The organism is Amycolatopsis sp. NPDC104775, from assembly GCF_055583325.1.
In genome coordinates this window covers 995,387-1,016,309 of record NZ_JBVJOE010000001.1, presented here as the reverse complement: position 1 = coordinate 1,016,309, position 20,923 = coordinate 995,387, and the positions used below count along the sequence as shown (strand labels likewise).

Below are 20,923 nucleotides of genomic sequence, written 5' to 3'. Positions count from 1 at the left end.
GCCGCGGTGCGTGGATGGTCCGTGAGGGGAACCCTGAGGGAATCAGATTCCCTCAGGGTTCCCCTCACGGACGTTCGCGGGAGCGGAGCCCGCTGGCCAGTCCGGCGCACCCGATGCCGGTGCGGTCGTTCCCCCTTTTTCAGGACAGCAGGTCGGCGAGCCGCTTCGTGTCGCGCAGGTACTGGTCGTACGGGAAACCCGCTGCCAGCAAGCTGTCGCGCAGTTCGTCCTGCAGCGGTTTCCCGCTGTCGTGGAAAGCGGCCCGCCCCGCGTCGGTGAGGGTGACGAGCCTGCGCCGGGCATGGTCGGGGTCCTGGCGCACCTGGACGAGCCCCGCCGATTCCAGCGGGCGCAGCGCGCGGCTGATCGCCGGATCGGACACCGACATGGCCTGCGCCAGCTGATGCTGCGTCGCCGGTTCGATGTCGTCCACTGTGCCCAGCAGCCTGAGCTGGCTGTAGGTCAGCCCGCCTGAGCTGTCCGCGCGCTGCCGCGCTGCCTCGCCCAGCAGGTACACCACTCGATGCAGGGCATCGCCGAGTCCGTCGTCCACGAGAACGATCCTAGCAGAGTGTTGACGGGTTAATATTAACCATGCAACACTCATCGGCATGGAGATCCCTTACGCAGCCCAGACCGCCTTCCCTCTGATCTGGCCGCTGATCGCGGTCGCCGGTGCGCTGGTCCGCACCCGGCACAGCCCGTCGCCGGAAGCGAGACTCGAAACCTGGCAGCGGTGGTGGGCCGTCGCCGCGCTCGGCTGCGGCAGCCTGTGGATGGTCTTCGCCTTCCTGGGCGCGCCGGGCGTGATGGCCGAGACGATCGGGTTCGCGCCCTCGGCGTTCCAGTTCGAGATCGCGTTCGCCAATCTCGGGCTCGCGGTGATGGGCTTCCGCGCCGCCTCGTCCTCGGCCACGGCCCGCGAGCGCATCACCGTCGGCCTCGGAGCCGGGATGTTCCTGTGGGGCGCGCTGATCGGCCACGTCTACCAATGGTTCGCGGCCGGCGACCACGCGCCGGGCAACACTGGTGGCGTCCTGGTGTGCGACCTGTTGTTCCCGGCAGTGCTGATCGTCCTCGCGGTCCGCTCGCGGCGGCTGGCCGCGGCCAAGCAGCCCGAGCTTGTCTGATCAGCCTGCGCACCCCGGCCGCTGGGGTTAGTTTCGACGCCGTGGCAAGACTCAGTGTGGTCCGATTAGGACTCGTCGCCGGGCTGGTCGTCCTTGCGGCCGGGGCGACGGCCGTCAGCGCGGCGGTGTCGGCGTGGTGGTGGTTCCTGGCGGCGCCGTCGCTGGTGCTGGCGGCGACCGGGGTGTACGACCTGATCCAGCGGCGGCATTCGGTGTTGCGAAACTATCCGGTGCTCGGGCATCTGCGGTTCTTGCTCGAAAGCATTCGGCCGGAAATGCAACAGTACTTTGTGGAGCGAAACTTCGACGGCCGCCCGTACGATCGCGACGTCCGGTCCATTGTGTACGAACGGGCCAAGGGCACTGCCGCGGAAGAACCATTCGGCACCGAGCGCGATGTGTACGCCGACGGGTACGAATTCCTCGTCCCGTCACTCGCGCCGGTGCCGGTTCCGGATGACGTGCCGCGGGTTCGGGTCGGTGGCCCGGACTGCACGCGGCCGTATGAGATGGCTTTGCTGAATGTGTCCGCGATGAGCTTCGGTTCCTTGTCCAGCAACGCGATCCTGGCTTTGAACCAAGGATCCGCGCGCGGTGGTTTCGCCCACGACACCGGCGAGGGCGGACTTTCGGAGTATCACCTGCGCGGCGGTGGCGACCTGATCTGGGAAATCGGCACCGGCTACTTCGGCTGCCGGACCTCGGACGGTGATTTCGATCCTTCCGAGTTCGCCGAAAAAGCCGCGCACGACGCGGTTAAATGCGTTTCCCTCAAACTTTCGCAAGGCGCGAAGCCCGGGATGGGCGGAGTGCTTCCCGGCAGCAAGGTGAACGCGGAAATCGCCCGGGTGCGCGAGGTTCCGGCGGGGGAAACGGTGATTTCCCCGCCGTACCACCGGGTTTTCTCAACGCCGCGCGAACTGGTGCGGTTCCTCGCCCGGATGCGCGAACTGGCCGGTGGGAGGCCGACCGGGTTCAAACTGTGCGTCGGCTCGCGCGTGCAGGTGCTGGCGGTGTGCAAGGCGATGCTGGCCGAAGGAGTCACGCCGGACTTCATCGTGGTCGACGGCGCCGAGGGCGGTACCGGGGCCGCGCCGCTGGAGTTCGCGGACCACCTGGGTACGCCGCTCACCGAGGGGCTGCACACTGTCCACAACGCACTGGTCGGCACCGGGCTGCGGGACCGGATCCGCCTCGGAGCGAGCGGAAAGGTCGCTACCGGTGCGGATGTGGTGAAGCGGCTGATCCAGGGCGCGGACTACACCAACGCCGCGCGGGCGATGATGTTCGCGGTGGGCTGCATCCAGTCGCAACGGTGCCATACGAACAAATGCCCGGTCGGCGTGGCGACGCAGGACCCGCGCCGGGGACGGGCGCTGGACGTGGCGGACAAGACCGAACGGGTGCGGCGGTATCAGGAAGCGACGGTCGCCTCGGCCATGCGCATCATGGCGGCGATGGGGGTTTCGGACCCAGCGGATCTGTCGCCGCGGATGCTGCGCAGACGCGTCGACGCGCGGACGGTGCTGTCGTACGCGGAGTGGTACGACTGGCTGGAGCCTGGGCAATTGCTGGCGGAACCGCCTGAGGGGTGGGCGAAGGACTGGGCTGCGGCTGATCCGGACCGGTTCGCCTGACCCGAGGGCGGCCGGTGGTGGTCGACGGTGCGGCGGGCTGGACCGCCGGGTGCGGGCTGGGCCGGGTGGCTTTCTGCTCCTGCGGAGAACCGGGCGGGAAGTTTTGGCGAGGCGAGGTTGGGTGGCTGCGGCGCGCTCCGGCAACTGGCTCGCCCTCGTACTTGCCGCGTCGCGTGGCTCTGTTGCGGTGGAAGCTCGGCCGGGAAGTTTTGCTGTAAGGCGATCGGCCCGCCCGCTGGCTTGCGGGGCTGTGGCTCTCGGCTTCGGTGGAGTCCGGCCGGGAAGTCTTCGTGCAGGAAGATGGTCGCGGCACGCTCCGGCAATCGGTCCGCCCTCGGGTGTGCGGAGCCGCGTGGCTCTCGGCTCGTGGGGGAGTCCGGATCTTGGTGCGGCAGGTCGGGTGGCAGCTGCCTGCCTTCAGACTCGCCACGTCGCGTGCCTCTGTTCCGTGGAAGCTCGGGCGAGAAGTCTTGAAGCAAGGTGGTCGCTGCGCGCTCCGGCAACCGGCCCGCCCCCGAGCTCGCCGCGCCCTTCCCCGCGACCGACCTCCCCTGACGGTGGAACGAACGCGCGGCCGGGCGGGTACTCGCGTGCCACCGTTCGGGCGGTTCACTGGCGATCCGTCCGCCGATCGGGCACGATCGGTAATCGTGGCTTCGGGAGACGGGCAGGACGCGGGCGACCTCGAGGTGTCCGTCCGGTGGCGGGGACCCGCCGCGGTCGTGACTGTGGGCGGGGAGATCGACCTGGTCACCGCGCCGGAACTCGGCGAGGTCGTGGGCGGGGTGCTCGAACGCGAACCCGGCGTGCTGGTGGTCGACCTGCGCGCGGTGGACTTCCTCAGTTCGTCCGGGCTGCAAGTGCTGGCCGGCGCGCATCGGAAGCTCGACGCGGGTGCGCTGCGAGTGGTGAGCACGTCCTCGATCACGTCGCGGCCGTTCACGAGCACCGGGCTCGACGAATGGATCTCGCTGTTCCCCTCGGTCGACCAGGCGCTGGCCGGGGTCGCCGGAGCGGGCGGTTGACGATGGACGTGCAGGAGGGCACCCGCGCGCTGAGCTGCCACGGGATCGTCGCGGAACCGGGGGCGTTGCGCGCGCTGCGGCACCGCTTGCTGGCCTGGGCGCTGGAGTCCGGCATTCCGGACGATCGCGCGCACGACATCGTGCTGGCCGGGTACGAGGCGCTGGCGAACGTCGCGGATCACGCCTATCCGGGGGAACCCGGGCTGGTGGACCTGGACGCGGTGTGCCGTCCGGGCAGCGTCGAGGTCGTGATCGCGGACCACGGCGAGTGGCGTCCGCCGGACGAGGCCGAGGACGATCCGGTTTCGGTGCGCGGGCGCGGATTGCTGCTGGTGCAGGCGACGGCGGATCGGGCGGAAGTGCGGACCACCGCGGACGGCACCGTGGTCACGCTGGGCTGGCAGCTCTGACGAGACCTGCTTGTCGCGGCCGAGGCAGGCGGGGGTGGCGTGCGGGCGCGGCGAGCCGGTGGACGGCAGTCCGGTTTGGTGTGTCGGCGCGGTGGTGGCGAAGGCTGTCCGGTCAGGAGGGCAGCTGAAAAACTCAGCTCACTGTCTCGGCGGCGCGACGACGCAGCAGGTACCGCTGCACCTTCCCGCTCGGGTTGCGCGGCAGGCCTGGGACGAACTCCACGCGGCGCGGGTATTTATAAGGCGCGGCAAGGGATTTCGCGAAGTCCTGCAGTTCCTTCACCTTCGCGTCGTCGCCGGTGACGCCCTCGTTGAGCACCACGTAAGCGGCGACGATCGAGCCTCGCGCGTCGTCTGGGGCGGCGACGACCGCGCATTCCAGCACGTCCGGGTGGCGCAGCAGCACCTCTTCCACCTCGGGGCCGGCGATGTTGTAGCCGGACGAAACGATCATGTCGTCGCTGCGGGCGCGGTAGTGGAAGTAGCCGTCGGGGTCGCGGACGTAGGTGTCGCCGGTGAGGTTCCAGCCGTCCTCGACGAAAACCGTCTGCCGGTCGTCGGCCAGGTAGCGGCAGCCGGTCGGGCCTTGGACGGCGAGGCGGCCCGGGGTGCCGTCGGGAACGGGGCGGCCGTTGTCGTCGACGATCTGTGCGCGGTAGCCGGGCACGACGCGGCCGGTCGCGCCCGGGCGGGCGTCCTCGTCGGCGGCGGAGATGAAGACGTGCAGCATTTCGGTGCTGCCGATGCCGTCGATGAGCCAGTGGCCGGTCGCCTCGTGGAAGTCGCGCGCGACAGACTCGGGCAGCGCCTCGCCCGCCGACACCGCGCGACGCAGACCGGACAGCAGCGGACGGCGGTCGGACGCCAGGATCGCCCGGTACGCGGTGGGTGCGGTGAACAAGACGGTCACGTGATGTTCGGCGACGAGGTCGGCGAGTTCTGCCGGGGTGGCGCGCTCGACGAGCAGCGTCGCGGCGCCGGCGTGCAGCGGGAACACCAGCAGGCCGCCGAGACCGAAGGTGAACGCCAGCGGGGGAGTGCCGCAGAACAGGTCGGTTTCCCGGGGTTTGACCAGGTGCCGGGAGAACGTGTCGGCGATGGCGAGCAGGTCGCGGTGGAAATGCATGGTCGCCTTCGGACGGCCGGTGGTGCCGGAGGTGAAGGCGAGGAGGGCTACGTCGTCCGCGGCGGTGTCGACGTCCTCGAACGTCGCGGGGCGGATGGCGCAACGGGCGGCCAGATCGTCGGGGCTGTCGCCGCCATAGGGGAGGAGAGGAAGGTCGAAGGGGCGCAGTTCTTCCGGGTATCGGTGGTCGCAGAGGGCGATGACCGGAGTGCTGGCCTCGATGATTTTCGACAGCTCGTGCGCGCGCAGCATCGGCATGGTAGCGACGGCGACCGCGCCCGCTTTCAGCACGCCGAGCCAGCACGCGGCGAGCCACGGGGTGTTGGGCCCGCGCAGTAATACCCGGTTCCCGGGCACGACGCCTTGCGCGGTGAGTTCGTGGGCGATCTGGTTGGCGCGGGCCAGCAGGTCGCCGTAGGACCAGGATTCGGTCGGGGAGAGCAGTGCGGGGCGGTCGGCTCCCCATCGGGAGACGGTGTCGTCGAGCAGGCGCGTGGCCGCGTTGAGCCGGTCGGGGTAGTGCAGTTCGGGCAGGTCGAACCACAACTGAGGCCACTGCTCGAACGGCGGGAGGTGGTCCCGGCAGAACGTGTCGACATGCGCACTCGGCTGGAGCTGCACCACGTGCCCCCAATTCGGACGACGGCCATTCACGCGTCCGGTTACTGTAATACTTTTTGCGACCGTCAGGAAGACGCAACATCGGACGGCGCTCGCGGGGGTACGGAGCGCAGTCGGGAGGGTGGTGGCGGGGTTTCGGGCGGCCGGATGGGAGCGCTCGGGGAGTCGGTGCGTGGGCGGTGAGGTGCTGGAGTTCTTGGTGTGGCTGCGGCGGAGCAGGAGTGCGGCGGCGGTCGGGGCCGAGTTGGGTTCGGGTGGTGATGCGGTGGCGGGAAGCCGGGATGCGTGGGGGTGGAGCCGGGTTTGGGTGGCAATGTGGTGGCGGGAAGTTGGGACGCTGGGGACCGGGCGGTGACGCGGTAGCGGGAAGCTGGGACGCGCGGGGCTGGGGCAGGTTTCGGGTGCCGATGTAGTGGCGGGAAACCGAAACCCGTGGGGCTGGGCGGGGTTCGGGTGGCGATGTGGTGGCGGGGAGATGGGACGCGCAAGGCTGGGGCGGGGTTCGGGTGGCGATGCGGTGGCGGGAAGTCGGGGCGCGTGGGGCTGGAGCGGGCTTCGGGGTCGCGGCATGGGGCCAATCGGCCTGGCAGGCTCGCAAAACTGGGAGATGGGCGGTGCGAGCGAGTTTCTTGGTGTGCCGGAGCCTTCGGGGCCGGGGAGTGAGCTTTCGGTGGCGCCTGGGATGCGGCGGCGCGGGCTAAGTCCTTGGCACCGGAAGTTCAGCGCGGAGCCGGAACAGGGTTCGTGCGGCTGGACGCGAGCAGACACCGGACGTTCTTGGATGCCGGTGACGCTCGGCGAGGCAAAGTCCTTACGGCGCGGAGCGCGGATTATGCGTGACAGCCTGAATCAGCGGATTAGGTGCGGAACTGCTCGCGGAACTCGGCGATGGGCTTGCGGAGCAGAAGGTCGAAGTCTTCGGCAGTGGTGTCGACCGATGCGAGGACACGTTCGAGCCGGTCCAGGTGATCCGGGTGGGCTTGCCAGCGTGAGAGCGGGACGCGCAGTGTCGACGCGAGAAGGTCGCCGGGGTAGAAATCGCCCTCGCAGAGCGGGTTTTGTTCCAGCATTTCCAGCGCTCGCGGCACGAGGAAGGGCACGCCGATGCGCTGGCCGAGCAGCAGGCGGACGTCCTCGACGGTCAGCAGGGCGAGTGGCTTGCGCCGCAAGCGATGTGCGGTCTCGATCAGGCGGGTCGCGTCGGCGGGCGGGTCGCCCCAGTCGGAGTTTTCGAGCTGTTGCAGCGACTGGGACGACCGGTCGGCTCGGCGAGACATGGGCGGTCGGCTCCTTTCCGGCCGCGCGAAACGGCTCGGCGGTCAGGCGTGGGCGTCCAGGTAGGCCGGGTCCGGGGGCGGGATCGGGACGTCCGGCTGTCCGGCCAGCAGCTGGTTCATCGCGGTGAAGTACGGCGGCGCGGCGACTGTGCCGCCGAACGCGCCGTGGCCGCAGTCGCCTAGGTGGACGGGGTTGCCGGGGCAGATTTCCTGGGGGTGCGGGCCGTCGGCGAAGACCATGGACGAGACGGCGTAGTGGTCGACTCCGCCGACGAACGCGACGGATTCGCTCTCCTGCGTGGTTCCGGTCTTGCCGATGTCGGGATGGGTCCAGCCGGCCGCCTGGGCCGCGCGGGCGGACGTGCCGACGGTGGTGTCCTGGCTCAGTCCCGCCTCCAGCGTGTTCGCGACGCCGGGCGGGATCACCTGTTCGCACGCCTGCTGGTGCAGCGAGACGGGCTGGCCGTGCCGGTCGGTGACGGACAGGATCGGGTTGGGCGGGCACCACATGCCGCCGCTCATCAAGGTGGCGGAGACGTTCGCCATCTCCAGCGGGCTGACCGGGCTGTTGCCCAGCGTGAAGGACAGCAGATTCTGGAAGTACTGCGACTGCGGTTCGTTGTACTGCGGGTTCTTCGACCGGGGATCGGCCGGGTCGGTGATCGGCTTGGTGCCCGCGTCGTTGGTCGCCATGGTGTTGCGCAGGCCCAGTTTTCGCGCCATGTCCAGCACCGCGGGCATGCCCACCTGCGCCTCCAGGCCGACGAACGCGACGTTCGGCGACGTCGCGAGCCCGGTGGCCAGCGAGATCGGGTTGGGGTAGCTCGTGCCGTCGTTGCTCACCGGATAGCAGTGCGTGTACCGGTTCATGTCGGGCGGGTTGAAACAGTCGCTGTACGGGTTCGGCAGCGGCGTGTTCAGGCCCGCTTTCCCGGTGACCATCGCCGCGGCCGAGGTGAAGATCTTGAACGACGAGCCCGCGCCGAATTTGTTGCTCGCGTCGGCGACGATGTTCGTGGACGTCTCGCCCTGGTCGGGATCGGTGCCGTAGTTGCGGTTCGAGACCATCGCGAGCACTTGGTGCCCGTCGCTGCCGGGCTGCACGACCGCGAAGGTGTTGGCGACGCCGTCCTGCGTGGTCGGGACGTTCGCGTTCACCGCGTCCTTCGTCACCTGGCTCACGTGCGGGTCCATGGTCGTCTTCACGGTGTACCCGCCGGTGTCGATCTGGTCGGCGGTGAGCCCGGACTGCACGAGATAGCGCACCGCGTACGCGCAGAAGAACCCGGCGTCCGGGGCCGCGCCGAGGCACGTGCTCGACGGTGCCTGCGGCCGCGGGCCGCTGAGGCCCAGCGGGGTGGCCTTCGCGGTTTCGCCATAGGACGCCGGAATCGAGCGTGCCGACACCATCGAATCGATCACCAGATTGCGCCGTTGGAGCGCCTTGTCCGGATGCGTGTACGGGTTGTAGATGTTGGGGTTGTTCACCATTCCGGCCAGCAGCGCGGCCTGCGGCACGGTCAGTTTGTCCGCTGTCGTCCCGAAATACGCCTGCGCGGCGGCTCCGACGCCGTACACGGTGCCAGTGAACTCGACGACGTTCAGGTAGTCGGCCAGGATCTCGTCCTTGGGCACGGTCTGGCTCAGCTGCACGGCCATCTTCGCCTCGCGCAGCTTGCGCGCCAGCGAATCCTCCTGATCCCGTTGCTGCGCGGCCTTGTCATTGCGGTCCACGACGTTCACGAGGTAGTTCTTCACGTATTGCTGCGTGAGCGTGGACGCGCCTTGCAGATTCCCGCCGGAACTGTTGTGCACCGCGGCGCGCAGCATGCCCTGCGGGTCGACGCCGCCTTCGGTGTAGAACCGGCGGTCTTCGATGTCGACGATCGCGGCCTTCATCGCCGGGGAGATCTGCGCGGCGGTGACCGGAATGCGGTACTGCGAGTACAAAGTCGCGATCGTCCCGCCCGCGCGGTCGGTGACCGTGGTGACGAGCGGCGGCTCCGCGTGCACCAGATCGGCGGAGATGGCGTCGACCGAATCGCTGACCTGGTTGGACAGCATGCCCGCCCCGATCGCGACCGGGGCCAGCGTGCCCGCGACGAGAATCCCGGCCAGCACGCACAATCCGAGGAACGGGGCTATCCCCTTGCGACGAGACACGGTCCCAACCTATGCCTGTGCCGGTGAGAAAAGAGTGTGCGGACGAGGGTGTTTCATCGAGCCAACCTTCCCAGCAGAGCCGAAGCGACCGCGATCGCCAGCGCGGTCGCACCCGTCAAGACGCCGAAGTCGGCCCACAGGTTCTCCGGGGTGCCGATCAGCAGTCCGCGCAAGGCGTCGACTTGGTAGCTGAGCGGATTCACATGGCTCAGCACCTTGAGCCAGGACGGCATCAGGTTCACCGGATAGAGCGCGTTGGACCCGAAAAACAGCGGCATCGTGATCGCCTGGCCGATGCCCATCAGTCGTTCGCGTGAAAGCACCAAACCGGCGATAATGACGGAAAAACAGCAGAAAAAGGCCGAACCGAGCACCACGGCCACCGCGGCGCCCAGCAGCCGCACCGGGTTCGCGGTCAGCCCGACGCCGAGCAGCGCGGCGAGAAGCACGACGATGAACGCCTGCACGAGCGCGCGCACTCCGGCGGCGAAAGCCTTCCCCGCGACCAGCGCCGCGCGTGGCGTGGGGGTGACGAGCAGCTTCGCGAGGACGCCCGCGTCGCGTTCCCAGATGATCTGGATGCCGTAGAAGATGGAGATGAACAACGCGGACTGGGCGAGGATGCCGGGCGCGAGGTAGTCGAGATACGGCACCGGACCGGTCGGGATCGCGCGCAGCCGGGTGAAGGTCTCGCCGAAGATGAGCAGCCACAGCGCGGGCTGGATCGCCCGGGTGAGCAGTTCGGTGCGATCGCGGCGGAGTTTCTGCAGTTCCACCAGGCACATCGCGCCGACCCGGGACAACAGCACGCGCAGCCGTCCCAGCGGGCCGGGGTCAGCCGAGACGGCGGGCGGTGCGGCGAGCGGCACGGACATCGCGGATCCCTCCTGCGTCGAGCGCGTTCCCGGTGACGGTCCGGAACACGTCGTCCAAAGTGGACTCCGGGCCGAGCCCGGCTTCGAGGTCGGCCGGGGCGCCGAGCGCGCGGATCTTGCCGGTGTGCATCAGCGCTACCCGGTCGCAGTACTGCTCGGCTTCGTCCATGTAATGAGTGGTGACGAGCACGGTCATGCCGGTCGCGGCGCGGATTTCGGAGATCCGTTCCCAGACCGCCGCGCGCGCCACCGGGTCCAGCCCGATGGTCGGCTCGTCGAGTATCAGCAGCCGGGGCGAGCTGACCAGCGCCTGCGCCAGTTCCAGCCGGCGGATCATGCCGCCGGAGTAGCGTCCCGCCGGGCGGTCCGCGTCGTTGCCCAGTCCGACCAGTTCCAGCGCCTCGCGCACCTGCCCGGCGCGTCGCGCCCGCGGCACGTCGAAGAGCCGGGCGAACAGCGACACGTTCTCGCGGCCGGTGAGCGAGCCGTCGGCGGAAAGCTGTTGCGGCACATAGCCGATCAGCCTGCGGACAGCCATCCGGCGGCGCGCGACGTCGAGCCCGAAGACGGCGATGCGTTCCGCCGGGACGGGCAGCAGGGTCGTGATCATCCGGATCGTAGTGGTTTTCCCGGCTCCGTTCGGTCCGAGCAGTCCGAAGACCTCGCCGGATTCGATGGAGAGATCCAGGCCGTCGACCGCGACGGTGGTGCCGAAGGAGTGCCGCAATCCGGTGCAGCGGACCGCCGGTTCGCTCATGCCGTCGCCTCCTTGATTCGCTGGCGAGCCGCGCTCATGCTTCCTCCTGGAGAGCTTCGATCAGCCGTTCAAGCGCGGGCAGCGCGGCGACGATCGCCGAAGTGTCCTCTTCGGACAGTTGGCCGAGCGCGGCGGAAACCAGCCCGATCCGGGTGCGCCGCCAAGTCGCCATCCGGTCCTTGGCGGCGTCGGTGAGCTGCAGCCGCGCGGCCCGGCGGTCGGCCGGATCGACTTCGCGCCGCAGCAGGCCGGCTTCGGCCAGCACGTTCACGAGCGTGCTCACCGAATTCCCGGCCAGGCTCAGTTCTTTGGCCGCGGCGGCGACGCCGATGCCCGGATTCCGGTGGACCACGCGCAGCAGTTCCACCTGCGAGCCCGGCAGATGCGGCCCGGGCAGTTCGGTGCGCGCCCGGCGGCGCACGACGCGGCGTACGCCCAGCACTGCGGTGAGAACGCGTTCGGCGAGGTCGATCCGGGAGGCGGGCACAGCGCCAAGTTAGCTCTGACCCAGAGCTATTAGCAACACTAAATGTCACGTTCGCCGGATGTCTGCCGATTCATCCCCGGCCGGCGAGCAGTGCGACGCCGAGCGCGAGCATGGTCGCCGCGATCACGCCGTCCAGGATTCGCCAGGCCGCGGGACGGGCGAAGACGTCGGACAGCCTTCGCGCGCCGAGCCCGAGCGCGCTGAACCAGACCGCGCTCGCGGCCACCGCGCCGATGCCGAAGAGCCAGCGGCCGTCGCCGTGCCCGGCCGCGACGGAACCGACGAGAAGAACGGTGTCGAGATAGACGTGCGGATTGAGCCAGGTGAGCGCGAGACAGGTGAGGAGCGTGCGTTTCGGTGAGGCCAGGTCTGCGGGCGAGACGGTCAACGTGCCTGGCCGGAGGGCGCGGCGCGCGGCGAGGATCCCGTAGCCCACGAGGAAGAGGCCGCCCACGATCGCGATCGCTTTGATCGCCGACGGCCACCGCTGCAGCACTGCCCCGATCCCGCTCACTCCGGCGGTGATGAGGACCGCGTCGGAGAACGTGCACACGAGGATCACCGGCACGACTAGACCGCCGCGCAATCCTTGGCGGAGCACGAAAGCGTTCTGCGCCCCGATGGCGACGATGAGGGACAGTCCGGTGCCGAATCCGGCGGCGAGCGCAGCGATCACCCGGCCGACGGTAGAAGCCCGTGCGGGCCTTAATCCAGGTAAAGATTCTGAACTAAGATAAGCGATCGTGATGTCCGATCTGCCGCTCGACCAGGTCCGCACGTTGCTCGCGGTGGTGGACGAGCAGTCGTTCGACCGCGCCGCGGCGGTCCTGCACGTGACGCCGCCCGCGGTGAGCCAGCGGGTGAAGGCGCTGGAACAGCGGATCGGCCGGGTGCTCGTGCTGCGGTCGAAACCGGTGCGGCTCACCGAATCCGGCGAGGTGCTGGTGCGGTTCGCGCGGCAGCTGACCCGGCTCGAAGCGGACACGCGCGCGGAGCTCGGTCTCGGCGGTCCGGGCCGGGCGGCGACTCTGCCCATCGCGGTCAACGCGGACTCGCTGGCCACCTGGTTCCTGTCCGCGCTCGAAGAAGTCCCCGCCGAGCCGCCGGTCTCGTTCGACCTCCGCAGCGACGACCAGGACCACACCGCCGCTCTGCTGCGCGAGGGGCTGGTGATGGCCGCGATCACGGCGACGCCGCAGCCGGTGCAGGGCTGCACGGTCAGCCGCCTCGGCGCGATGCGGTACCGCGCGGTGGCGTCGGCGGAGTTCGTGCGCCGCTGGCTGGACGGCGGCTCGCTCGCGGAACGGCTGCCCGCCGCGCCCGCGTTGCTGTTCGACCGGAAAGACGACCTGCAGGACCGGTTCCTGCACCGGCTGACCCGCCGCGAGCTGCCGAGCCGGGTACGGCATTACATCCCGGCGTCGGTGTCCTTCGCGGACGCGGTGGCGGCCGGGCTGGGCTGGGGGATGGTGCCGGAGCTGCAGCTGCCCGGGCGGAACCTGGTCGATCTCGCGCCGGACCGGGCGGTGGACGTGGCGCTGTACTGGCAGCAGTGGAAACTCGACTCGCCTCCGCTGGCGGCGGTGGCGGAAGCGGTCGCGAGGGCGGCCGGGCGCGCGCTCGGGCCGTAACCGGCGGATCGGGAGACACGACCCGCCCGGACCGGGCATGCTGTGCGCGGGCTTGCGAGGAAGGAACTCCCGTGACGGAACCGGCCACCGCCGAGGCGATCGACCGGCTGAGCGACGACTGGAAGCTGGACGAGGCCGAGGAACTGGGCCGCCAGGCGGTGCGGGACTTCCCGGACGACCCGGCGCGCTGGATCGCGCTGGGGAAGGTGCAGCTGATCCAGTACCGCCGGGAAGAGGCGCTGGAGTCCTTCGACCACGCGGCGAACTGCCCGGGCGCCCCTGCGCTGGCAGTGGCGTGGCAGGTGGCCGCGCTGAGCCAGCTTTACCGGTTCGAAGAGGCGGAAGCGGCGGCCGAAACGGGCCTGGCCCGGTTCCCGGACGACACGGAGATCCTGCACGCCCGGGCGCGGGTGCACTGCGACCAAGAGGATTTCGCCGCCGCGCTGCCGTGGTTCGAGCGAGCGCTGGCGACCGATCCCGCGCACGCCGGCGCGTTGCGCTGGAAAGTGATGACGCTGGCTTCGCTGAAGCGGTTCGACGAGGCGGAGGAAGCCGGCCTGCGGGCGATCGACCGGCGCCCCGGCGAACCGGATCCGCTGACGACGATGGGCTGGATGGAGGTCGAGCGCGACCGCGACGACGAAGCGCTGGCCTGGTACGAACGCGCGCTGGCGGTCGATCCGCGGAACGAGTGGGCGTCGCGGTCGCGGGTGGCCTGCCTCAGCCGGCTGGGCCGGACGGACGAGGCGGAGGCCGCGGTCGAAGCGGCTATCGCGCTGCTTCCCCGCGAACCGCGGCTGTGGCTCGCGAAAGGCTGGGCGGCCGAGGAACGAAACCAGGACGACGAGGCGCTGGCCTGCTTCGAGCGGGCGCTGGAGATGGCTCCGCGCCATGGCGCGCCGCACTGGTGGCGAGCACGGAAGCTGCGGCTGCTCAAGCGGTTCGGCGAGGCGGAGACGGCCCTGCGGAAGGCGCTCGAAATCCGGCCGGGCGATCTGGACCTGATGAAAGAGGCCAGCGCGCTGGCCGAGGACCGGTCGCGCTTGGCGGAGGCGGAGGACTGGGCCGACCGGGTGCTGGCGATCCGGCCGCGGGACAAGAGCGCCTTGCTCGCGAAGGTGGGCCTGCTGGGGAAACAGCGGGAATTCGCCGAGGCGGAGGCCGCCGCGCAGGACCTGGTCGACCGGTATCCGGACGACGTGGACTGCTTGGTGGGGGCGGGCGACGCGAGCGCGGCCCGGTTCCGCTTCGAGGACGCGCTGAGCTGGTACGAGCGGGCGCTCGCCGTCGATCCGGGCGACGCCGAGGCGTTGGAGAGCCGCGTGTTCGCGCTGCGGAGGCTGCGGCGGTTCGAAGCGGCGGAGGAAGCCGTGCGGGAGGCGACCGAGCGGCATCCCGACGACGCCGACCGCTGGGTGACCCGCGGCTGGGTCGCCGGGGACCGGCTCCGGTACGAGGAGGCGCTGCGCTGGTACGACCGGGCGCTGGAGCTGGATCCGGAGCAGGCGAACGCGCTGCGGTCGAAGATCGAGGCGCTGCGGATGCTGCGCCGGTTCCCCGAAGCCGAAGCGGCGGCGAAGGAGGCGATCGGACGGCGTCCGGAGGACGCGGGTCTGCTGGTGCAGCGGGGCTGGGTCGACGGCGACCAGTACGAGTACGGCAAGGCGCTGGACTGGTTCCAGCGGGCCGCGGACCTCGACCCGGGGTATTCCTGGGCCTGGCGCTCGCGGATCTGGGTGCTGAGCTCCCTGCGCGCGTACGACCGGGCCGGGGCCGTCTCCGAGGAAGCGCTCCGGAACTGCCCGGACGACGCGGACCTGCTGGCCCAGCGGGGCTGGCTGGCGGCCTCCCGCTTCCAGTTCGACGACGCGCTGAAGTGGTGCGGCCGGGCGCTGGCCGCCGACCCGGTGCATCTGTTGGCGCTGGGGGAGCGGGTGGCTTCGCTGCGGCAGCTGCGGCGGTTCGAGGAAGCCGACGCGGCGGCGGAGGAAGCGATCGAGCTGCAGCCGTACGAGCCGGACCTCTTGGTGCAGCGGGGCTGGGTGCACTACGACCAATGCCGGTTCGAGGAAGCGCTCGGCTGGTTCCGCCGTGCGCTGGACCTCGAACCGGGGCATTCGTGGGCGTTGCGGGCCAAGTCGGTGACCTGCTACCGGCTGCGCCGGTTCGACGAGGCGAAGGCCAGCCTCCAGGCGATCCTCGACCGGCAGCCGGACGACATCCCCGCGCTGATGCAGATGGCGCTGTTCTCCCGCGGCCAAGGCCGCCCCGGGCAAGCGTCCGAGTGGTACGACCGGGTGCTGGCGCTCGACCCCAAGCACGCCGGCGCGCTGGAATGGCGGGTCACCGAGCTGCGCCGGACGCGGCGGTTCGACGAGGCCTGGGCCGCGCTGAAGGAAGCGCTCGCGCTCTGCCCGCGCGAACCCTCCTTGCTGGTGGAACGGGCGTTGCTGCTGGGCGACGAGAACCGTTTCGACGAGGCGCTGGAAAGCCTCGCGCAGGCTCTCGACGAGGACCCGCTTCACGCGCTTGGGCTGGAATGGCGGGTGACCGCGCTGCGCCGGCTGCGGCGGTTCGAGGAAGCCGAAGCGGCGGCGAAGGAAGCGGTCGAGCGGCGTCCGGACGAACCGGATCTGCTGGTGGAGCTGGGCCGGCTGTACGACGAGCAGCTGCGGTACGACGAGAGCATCGGGTGGTTCGAGCGGGCGCTGCGGATCGATCCGTTCGTCGTCGAGGCGATCACCGGGCGGTCGGCGGCGTTGCGGTCGCTGCGCCGGTTCGACGAGGCCGAGCGCGGGGTCGCCGAGGCGCTGGAACGGATGCCGTGGAGCCGGTCGCTGCGCGAGGAACTCGTCTGGATCTACCACGACAGCCGTCGCCTGGACGAAGCCGACCAGCAGCTCGCGCGGCTGCGGGCCGACGCGCGGAATCCCGGCGAGGAAGCCGAAACGGCGGCGCAATCGGGGTGGATCCGGTTCGCCGCGGGGGATTATCCGGCCGCCGAGGAACGGTTCCGCCTCGCGTGCGAGAAGGAGCCGGACGAGGCTGACCACCAGTTCGGTCTCGCCTGGTGTCTTGTCCGGCAAGCCACCCCGCGGGGGCGGGACGAGGCCGAGAAACTGTGTTTTTCCGTGCTGGAGAAGGACAGCCGGCACCACTCGGCGCACACCTGCCTCGGTGTCCTGAACTACCAGCGGCGGCACTACGCCCAGGCGGAGCAGCACTTCCGCCGCGCGGTCGAACTGGACAGCCAGCACGCCAGCTACGTCGACCTCGGCGCGCTCTACTCCCAGCTGGGCCGGTTCGACGAGGCGGAAACCCACCTCAACGCGGCGCTGGAACGCGATTGGTACGACGCGCAGGCTCACGTGGAACTCGGTTACCTCCACCTGCAGCGCGGAATCGACGATCCGGCGGGCAAGCCCAGCGCCAGCGCCGCCCGGCATTTCCGGCAGGCCCGGCAGATCGACCCGGCCAACGGGAGCGCGAGTCTCGGGCTGGCGGTCGCGCTCATGCGGTCGGCTGGGGACTTCGTCGAGGGCGAAGACGTGCTGCAGCAAGCGTTGCGCCGCGACGACTGTGACCTGCCGAGGTGGCAATTGCTGGTGGCAGTGGCCAAATTGCTCATCGAACGCGGCGACGCCACGCAGGGCAGGCAGTTCCACGCCGACGCGCTCGCTCGCGCGCAGGAGGCGATTTCCCTTGCCTCGAACGAAGCTGAGCCGTACTTCGTGGCCGCGGTCGCGCGGTACAAGCTGGCCGAGTCCGCCGGGGATTTCCCGGCGAAGCCGATGCAGCGGCGCAGGGCGATCCGTGATCTGCGCCGGTGCGTGAAGCTCGACCCGGGCAATGTCGAGGCGCAGCGCAGCCTGCAGATCATGGAGGAAAGCCTGCGGATCACCCGGAGCAGCACGGTGGGCAGCGTCGTGGTGGTGGTCGTCGGGATCGCCGCGCTGATCGCGTTGTGGGTGGCGTTCTTCCTGTCCGACAAGATCACCGGCGTCATGCTGACCACGCTCACGCCGGTGCTCGTCGGGCTCATGGTCGTGGGGCTCGTGCTGCCCTTCCTGATCAAGCTGAAACTCCCCGGCGGGGTCGAGGCCGATCTCAGCGCGAGCATCCGGCAGATCTCGTCCGGCCCCACCGGGGAGGAAACGTTCGGGCCGGGCCGGTTCAGCGTCGCCGCGGCGGCGGCGAGCCCGGGGCCACAGGGGCAGCTGGCCCGGCTGTGAGTCAGCCTTCACTCAGCCTTGCGCGATGGGCCAGAGGTCGTCGTTGAGCAGCCGCTTGACGATCTTTCCGGTGGCGTTGCGCGGAAGCTCCGGCACGAAATAGACGTCGCGCGGCACCGCGAACCGGGCGAGCCGCTGGTGGATGTGATGCCGGATGTCTTCGGCGTGCATGCGGGCGCCGCGGCGGAGCACGACGTACGCGGCGAGGCGCTGGCCGTATTCGTCGTCCGGAACGCCGACCACGGCCGCGTCCGAGACGCCCGGCAGCGCGGCCAGCGCTTCCTCGACCGGGCGCGGGAACACGTTCTCGCCGCCGGACACGATCATCTCGTCGGCCCGGCCGGTGACGAACAGCCGTCCGGACGCGTCCTGGTACCCGACGTCGCCGGTGGCCATCAGGTCGTGGGCGCGCGGGACGCTGGAACCGTTGGTGTAGCCGTCGAACAGCATGTCGTTGCCGACGAAGATCTGGCCCTCGTCGCCGGGCGGCACCGGGCGGCGGTCCTCGTCCAGGATCGCGACCTGGGTTCCGGGCGGGCAGCGGCCCGCGGACGTCGGCGCGGCGCGCAGGTCCGCCGGATCGGCGATGCTCGCCCAGGACACCTCGGTGGAGCCGTAGAAGTTGTAGAGGACGTCGCCGAAGGTGTCCATGAACGACGTCACGAACGCGCCCGGCATCGCCGACCCGCTGCTCGCCACGATCCGCAGCGACGACAGGTCGTACCGGCCGCGCACGTGTTCGGGCAGGTCGAGGATCCGCTGCAGCATGATCGGCACCGCGAACAGCGCGTCGCAGCGGTGTTCGGCGATCGTGCGCAGCGTTTCCTCCGCGTCGAACCGGCGGATCAGCGACAGCTCCGCCCGCAGCGCCATGCCGAGCTGCATCGCGGCCAGCCCCCAGCTGTGGAACAGCGGGGCGGCCACGGCGATCTTGTCCCTGGCCCGCAACGGGATCCGCGACAGCACGGTCGCCGACGTGCTCACTCCCTTCGGCGTCGGACGGCGCGCTCCCTTCGGCGTCCCGGTGGTGCCGGAGGTCAGCACGACGATCCGGCCTTCGCGTTCGGCGGGCTTCGGCAGGGTCGTGGGGGCGTCCTGGAGCAGTTCGTCCAGCGTGCGATAGCCCTGTTCGGCGTCGTCCCACGTGCTGATCCGGGGGAATTCGCCCGGCACCGACGCGATGACCGGCGCGAACTCGTCGTCGGCGAGGACCGCGGCGGGCGGATGCTGGGTGAGCACTTCCTCGACGGCGGCGGGGGAGAGGCCGGTGTTGAGCAGGATGACGTCGGCGCCGAGCTTGCTGCAGCCGACGAACGCCTCGACCATCGCCGCGTGGTTGCGGCACATCAGCGCGACCGGTGAACCAGCCTGGACGCCGAGCGCGGCCAGGGCGTTGGCCAGCTGGTTGCTGCGCTCGTCGATCTCGCCGAAGGTGCGCGTGTGCCGCTCGTCGTGGACCGCGACGTCGTCGGCGCCGCGAGCGGTCGCGGCTAGGTACCCGCCGGCCAGCGTCGCGCCCCAGCGGGCGAGCGAACTGAGCTGCTTGACCATCTTGTCCGGTCGTCCCGCGGCGAGCACCCCGGCGCGGACCAGCGTGTTCGCCGTGCGCAGGGCGGTCGCCGGCTCGTTTTCCGGCGGGTCGCCCGGCAGTCCGGACAACTGCTGGCCGATCCGCTTCGACAGCTGTTTGAGCAGGCCTTTCACCGTGCCGCGGGCGAGCAGGCCGGAGTGTTCCGGCGGCAGCGACGGGAGCATCATCCGCAGCACGATCTCGGTGCCGCCGCGCGGGACCGGGCGCAGTTCGACCGACACCCAGGTCCGCTCGTCCGGCAGCCCGCACCAGACGACGTGCTCGCCCGGCCGGTACACCGCCGCGTGAATGGTGCCCTCGACCAGGGTTTCCCGGTCCGGGGCCAGCCGGATCAGGCAGTGCGGCCCTCGCCCCCGCTCGGCCGGGACGGTGACCTCGCACCAGCTGATCGCCGGGACGAACCTCGGGTACAGCTCGGGACTGCCGACGATCTGCCACACCTGTTCGGGCGGGTGCCCGACCACCGCACTCGCCTCGACCACATCGTCTCGCATCGCGATCCGCCTCGCCGCCGCACGCGTGTGGGCTCCCCGGTCCTTCCCGGACGCGTGTTCAGGTTGCGGGGACGCTACCAGGCAGAAGACGCCTGGGGTACTCCGAGCGACCGGAAATCCAACCAGATGGGAATTTTCTTGCGAGGTTTCGCCGCGGGCGACGGCCGCGGCCCGGCGGGTTCCGGCGTCCCGGACATAATGGGCCGGGTGGAGCATTTGGTCGAGGAATACGGACCCAGCTGGGACCCGGGCCCGTACGAACGGGGCACCGACGGGCCGCGCGTGATCCTGGTCGGCGCGGACACGTCGCCCACCGGGCTGCGCGCGACGGCGTATGGCGGCGGCCTCGCCCGGCGGCAGCGCGCGCGGCTGGTCGTGGTGTACGTGGCCGCGCCGACGGTGTGGACCGGCCTCGCCGCGTCCGCGGTCGTCGACGTGCAGCAGCAGACTTTCGAGGAAGAGATCGAGCAGCTGCGCGCGGAACTGCGCGAGCGGGCGGCCGACCTGGAAGTGCCGGTCACGTTCGTGGTCCGCCGCGGCGAGACCTTCCCCGAACTGCGCCAGGCCGCGCAGGAGGCGAACGCGGACATGGTCGTGGTCGGCGCGTCCGAACAGGGCGGGCACCGGCTCGTCGGCTCGGTCGGCAACCGGCTGGTGCGCGCCGCGACCTGGCCGGTCGTCGTCGTTCCGTGAGCGAATTCGCCGACACTGTCGCGCGCTTGCGGGGCGCGGGGTGCGTCTTCGCCGAGGACGAAGCCCGGCTCCTGCTCGGCCAACCGGGCGATGTGGCGGGGATGGTCGAGCGGCGGGTCGCCGGGGAACCGCTGGAGCACATCCTCGGCTGGGCGGAGTTCGCCGGCCGCCGGTTCGTCGTCGCGCCGGGCGTCTTCGTGCCCCGGCACCGCACCGAGTTGCTGGTGCGGCTGGCCATCGGGTTCGCGCACGAGCGGTCCGTGGTGCTCGATCTGTGCTGCGGTTCCGGTGCGCTGGGCGCGACAGTCGCGGCCGAGGTGCCCGGGATCGACCTGCACGCGGCGGACGTCGAGCCCGCCGCGGTTGCCTGCGCCCGGCAGAACGTGCCTGGTGAGGTGTACCAAGGCGATCTCTACGCCCCGCTTCCGCGGCGGTTGCGCGGCCGGGTCGACGTGCTGATCGCGAACGTCCCGTACGTCCCGACCGACGACGTCGCACTGATGCCGCCGGAGGCGCGCGACCACGAACCCCGCGTCGCGCTCGACGGGGGAGCTGATGGTCTAGACGTGCTCCGCCGGGTCGTCGCGGAGGCACCGGCCTGGCTCGCGCCCGGCGGGCACGTGTTTTTCGAGGCCAGCGAACGCCAAGCCGCCGCCGCGACCGCCGAAGTGCGCCAGGCCGGGCTGTCCGCCTCGGTCGAGGAGGATGACGAACTCGGCGCGACAGTCGTGGTAGGACAGCGCGAACACTGAGCGGCGAACCGGATTCGCCCGC

The 20,923-nt window shown here is 70.4% G+C and carries 17 protein-coding genes; 8 read left to right on the top strand and 9 right to left on the bottom strand.

The annotated features are described in order from the left end of the window. Nucleotides 1-139 precede the first annotated feature (139 nt). Nucleotides 140-553, bottom strand: a complete 414-nt coding sequence (locus ACZ63D_RS04455; protein ID WP_465352887.1) for a MarR family winged helix-turn-helix transcriptional regulator — start codon at nt 551-553, stop codon at nt 140-142. A 58-nt stretch (nt 554-611) separates the two neighbouring features. On the opposite strand from ACZ63D_RS04455, the gene ACZ63D_RS04450 reads away from it, so the two are divergent. From ACZ63D_RS04450 to ACZ63D_RS04435, 4 genes are all read left to right on the top strand, one after another. Next, nucleotides 612-1,130: a DUF6790 family protein gene (locus ACZ63D_RS04450; RefSeq protein WP_465352886.1), complete on the top strand. Its 519-nt coding sequence runs from the start codon at nt 612-614 to the stop codon at nt 1,128-1,130. A gap of 41 nt (nt 1,131-1,171) precedes the next feature. Then, the gene (locus ACZ63D_RS04445; RefSeq protein ID WP_465352885.1) at nt 1,172-2,767 is read left to right on the top strand and encodes an FMN-binding glutamate synthase family protein; all 1,596 of its coding nucleotides are present in this window, start codon (nt 1,172-1,174) and stop codon (nt 2,765-2,767) included. Between the two features lie 650 nt (nt 2,768-3,417). Continuing rightward, nucleotides 3,418-3,792 carry an STAS domain-containing protein gene (locus tag ACZ63D_RS04440; protein WP_465352884.1) on the top strand — a complete coding sequence of 125 codons (375 nt, stop codon included), beginning with the start codon at nt 3,418-3,420 and terminating at the stop codon, nt 3,790-3,792. A 2-nt stretch (nt 3,793-3,794) separates the two neighbouring features. After that, nucleotides 3,795-4,202: an ATP-binding protein gene (locus ACZ63D_RS04435; protein WP_465352883.1), complete on the top strand. Its 408-nt coding sequence runs from the start codon at nt 3,795-3,797 to the stop codon at nt 4,200-4,202. A gap of 133 nt (nt 4,203-4,335) precedes the next feature. Here ACZ63D_RS04435 and ACZ63D_RS04430 read toward each other — a convergent pair whose 3' ends face one another. The 7 genes from ACZ63D_RS04430 to ACZ63D_RS04400 all read right to left on the bottom strand — a co-directional run bounded on the left by ACZ63D_RS04430 (nt 4,336) and on the right by ACZ63D_RS04400 (nt 12,184). Next, nucleotides 4,336-5,949, bottom strand: coding sequence for an AMP-binding protein (locus ACZ63D_RS04430; RefSeq protein WP_465353693.1), 1,614 nt, complete (start codon nt 5,947-5,949; stop codon nt 4,336-4,338). Nucleotides 5,950-6,806: 857 nt separating this feature from the next. Further along, nucleotides 6,807-7,226 (bottom strand): contact-dependent growth inhibition system immunity protein, encoded by a 420-nt coding sequence (locus ACZ63D_RS04425; RefSeq protein ID WP_465352882.1) that lies wholly within the window; start codon nt 7,224-7,226, stop codon nt 6,807-6,809. A gap of 42 nt (nt 7,227-7,268) precedes the next feature. After that, a complete protein-coding gene (locus ACZ63D_RS04420; RefSeq protein WP_465352881.1) occupies nt 7,269-9,389 on the bottom strand; it encodes a transglycosylase domain-containing protein in 2,121 nt (706 codons plus the stop codon). Between the two features lie 53 nt (nt 9,390-9,442). Continuing rightward, a complete protein-coding gene (locus ACZ63D_RS04415) occupies nt 9,443-10,264 on the bottom strand; it encodes an ABC transporter permease (RefSeq protein ID WP_465352880.1) in 822 nt (273 codons plus the stop codon). Beyond that, nucleotides 10,224-11,021: an ABC transporter ATP-binding protein gene (locus tag ACZ63D_RS04410; protein ID WP_465352879.1), complete on the bottom strand. Its 798-nt coding sequence runs from the start codon at nt 11,019-11,021 to the stop codon at nt 10,224-10,226. Before ACZ63D_RS04410 ends, ACZ63D_RS04415 begins: the two co-directional genes overlap by 41 nt. Before the next feature lie 34 nt (nt 11,022-11,055). Then, a complete protein-coding gene (locus ACZ63D_RS04405) occupies nt 11,056-11,508 on the bottom strand; it encodes a MarR family winged helix-turn-helix transcriptional regulator (RefSeq protein WP_465352878.1) in 453 nt (150 codons plus the stop codon). A gap of 70 nt (nt 11,509-11,578) precedes the next feature. Further along, nucleotides 11,579-12,184: a LysE/ArgO family amino acid transporter gene (locus ACZ63D_RS04400; protein ID WP_465352877.1), complete on the bottom strand. Its 606-nt coding sequence runs from the start codon at nt 12,182-12,184 to the stop codon at nt 11,579-11,581. Nucleotides 12,185-12,254: 70 nt separating this feature from the next. Between ACZ63D_RS04400 and ACZ63D_RS04395 the strand changes: the two genes are divergently transcribed. Further along, the gene (locus ACZ63D_RS04395) at nt 12,255-13,139 is read left to right on the top strand and encodes a LysR family transcriptional regulator ArgP (RefSeq protein ID WP_465352876.1); all 885 of its coding nucleotides are present in this window, start codon (nt 12,255-12,257) and stop codon (nt 13,137-13,139) included. A gap of 71 nt (nt 13,140-13,210) precedes the next feature. Further along, on the top strand, nt 13,211-17,371 hold the full coding sequence (locus tag ACZ63D_RS04390) for a tetratricopeptide repeat protein (protein ID WP_465352875.1): 4,161 nt from the start codon (nt 13,211-13,213) through the stop codon (nt 17,369-17,371). 12 nt (nt 17,372-17,383) lie between these two features. Here the strand turns inward: ACZ63D_RS04390 and ACZ63D_RS04385 are convergent, their stop codons facing one another. Then, complete coding sequence (locus ACZ63D_RS04385; protein WP_465352874.1) at nt 17,384-19,456, bottom strand: AMP-binding protein; 2,073 nt, start codon at nt 19,454-19,456, stop codon at nt 17,384-17,386. Nucleotides 19,457-19,582: 126 nt separating this feature from the next. Here ACZ63D_RS04385 and ACZ63D_RS04380 point away from each other — a divergent pair, with 126 nt between their 5' ends. Together ACZ63D_RS04380 and ACZ63D_RS04375 are read left to right on the top strand one after the other, a co-directional pair. Continuing rightward, entirely contained in the window at nt 19,583-20,149 is a 567-nt protein-coding gene (locus ACZ63D_RS04380) for a universal stress protein (protein ID WP_465352873.1), read from the top strand. Further along, a complete protein-coding gene (locus ACZ63D_RS04375; protein ID WP_465352872.1) occupies nt 20,146-20,901 on the top strand; it encodes a putative protein N(5)-glutamine methyltransferase in 756 nt (251 codons plus the stop codon). The genes ACZ63D_RS04380 and ACZ63D_RS04375 overlap by 4 nt, the downstream gene beginning before the upstream one ends. Nucleotides 20,902-20,923: the final 22 nt, after the last annotated feature.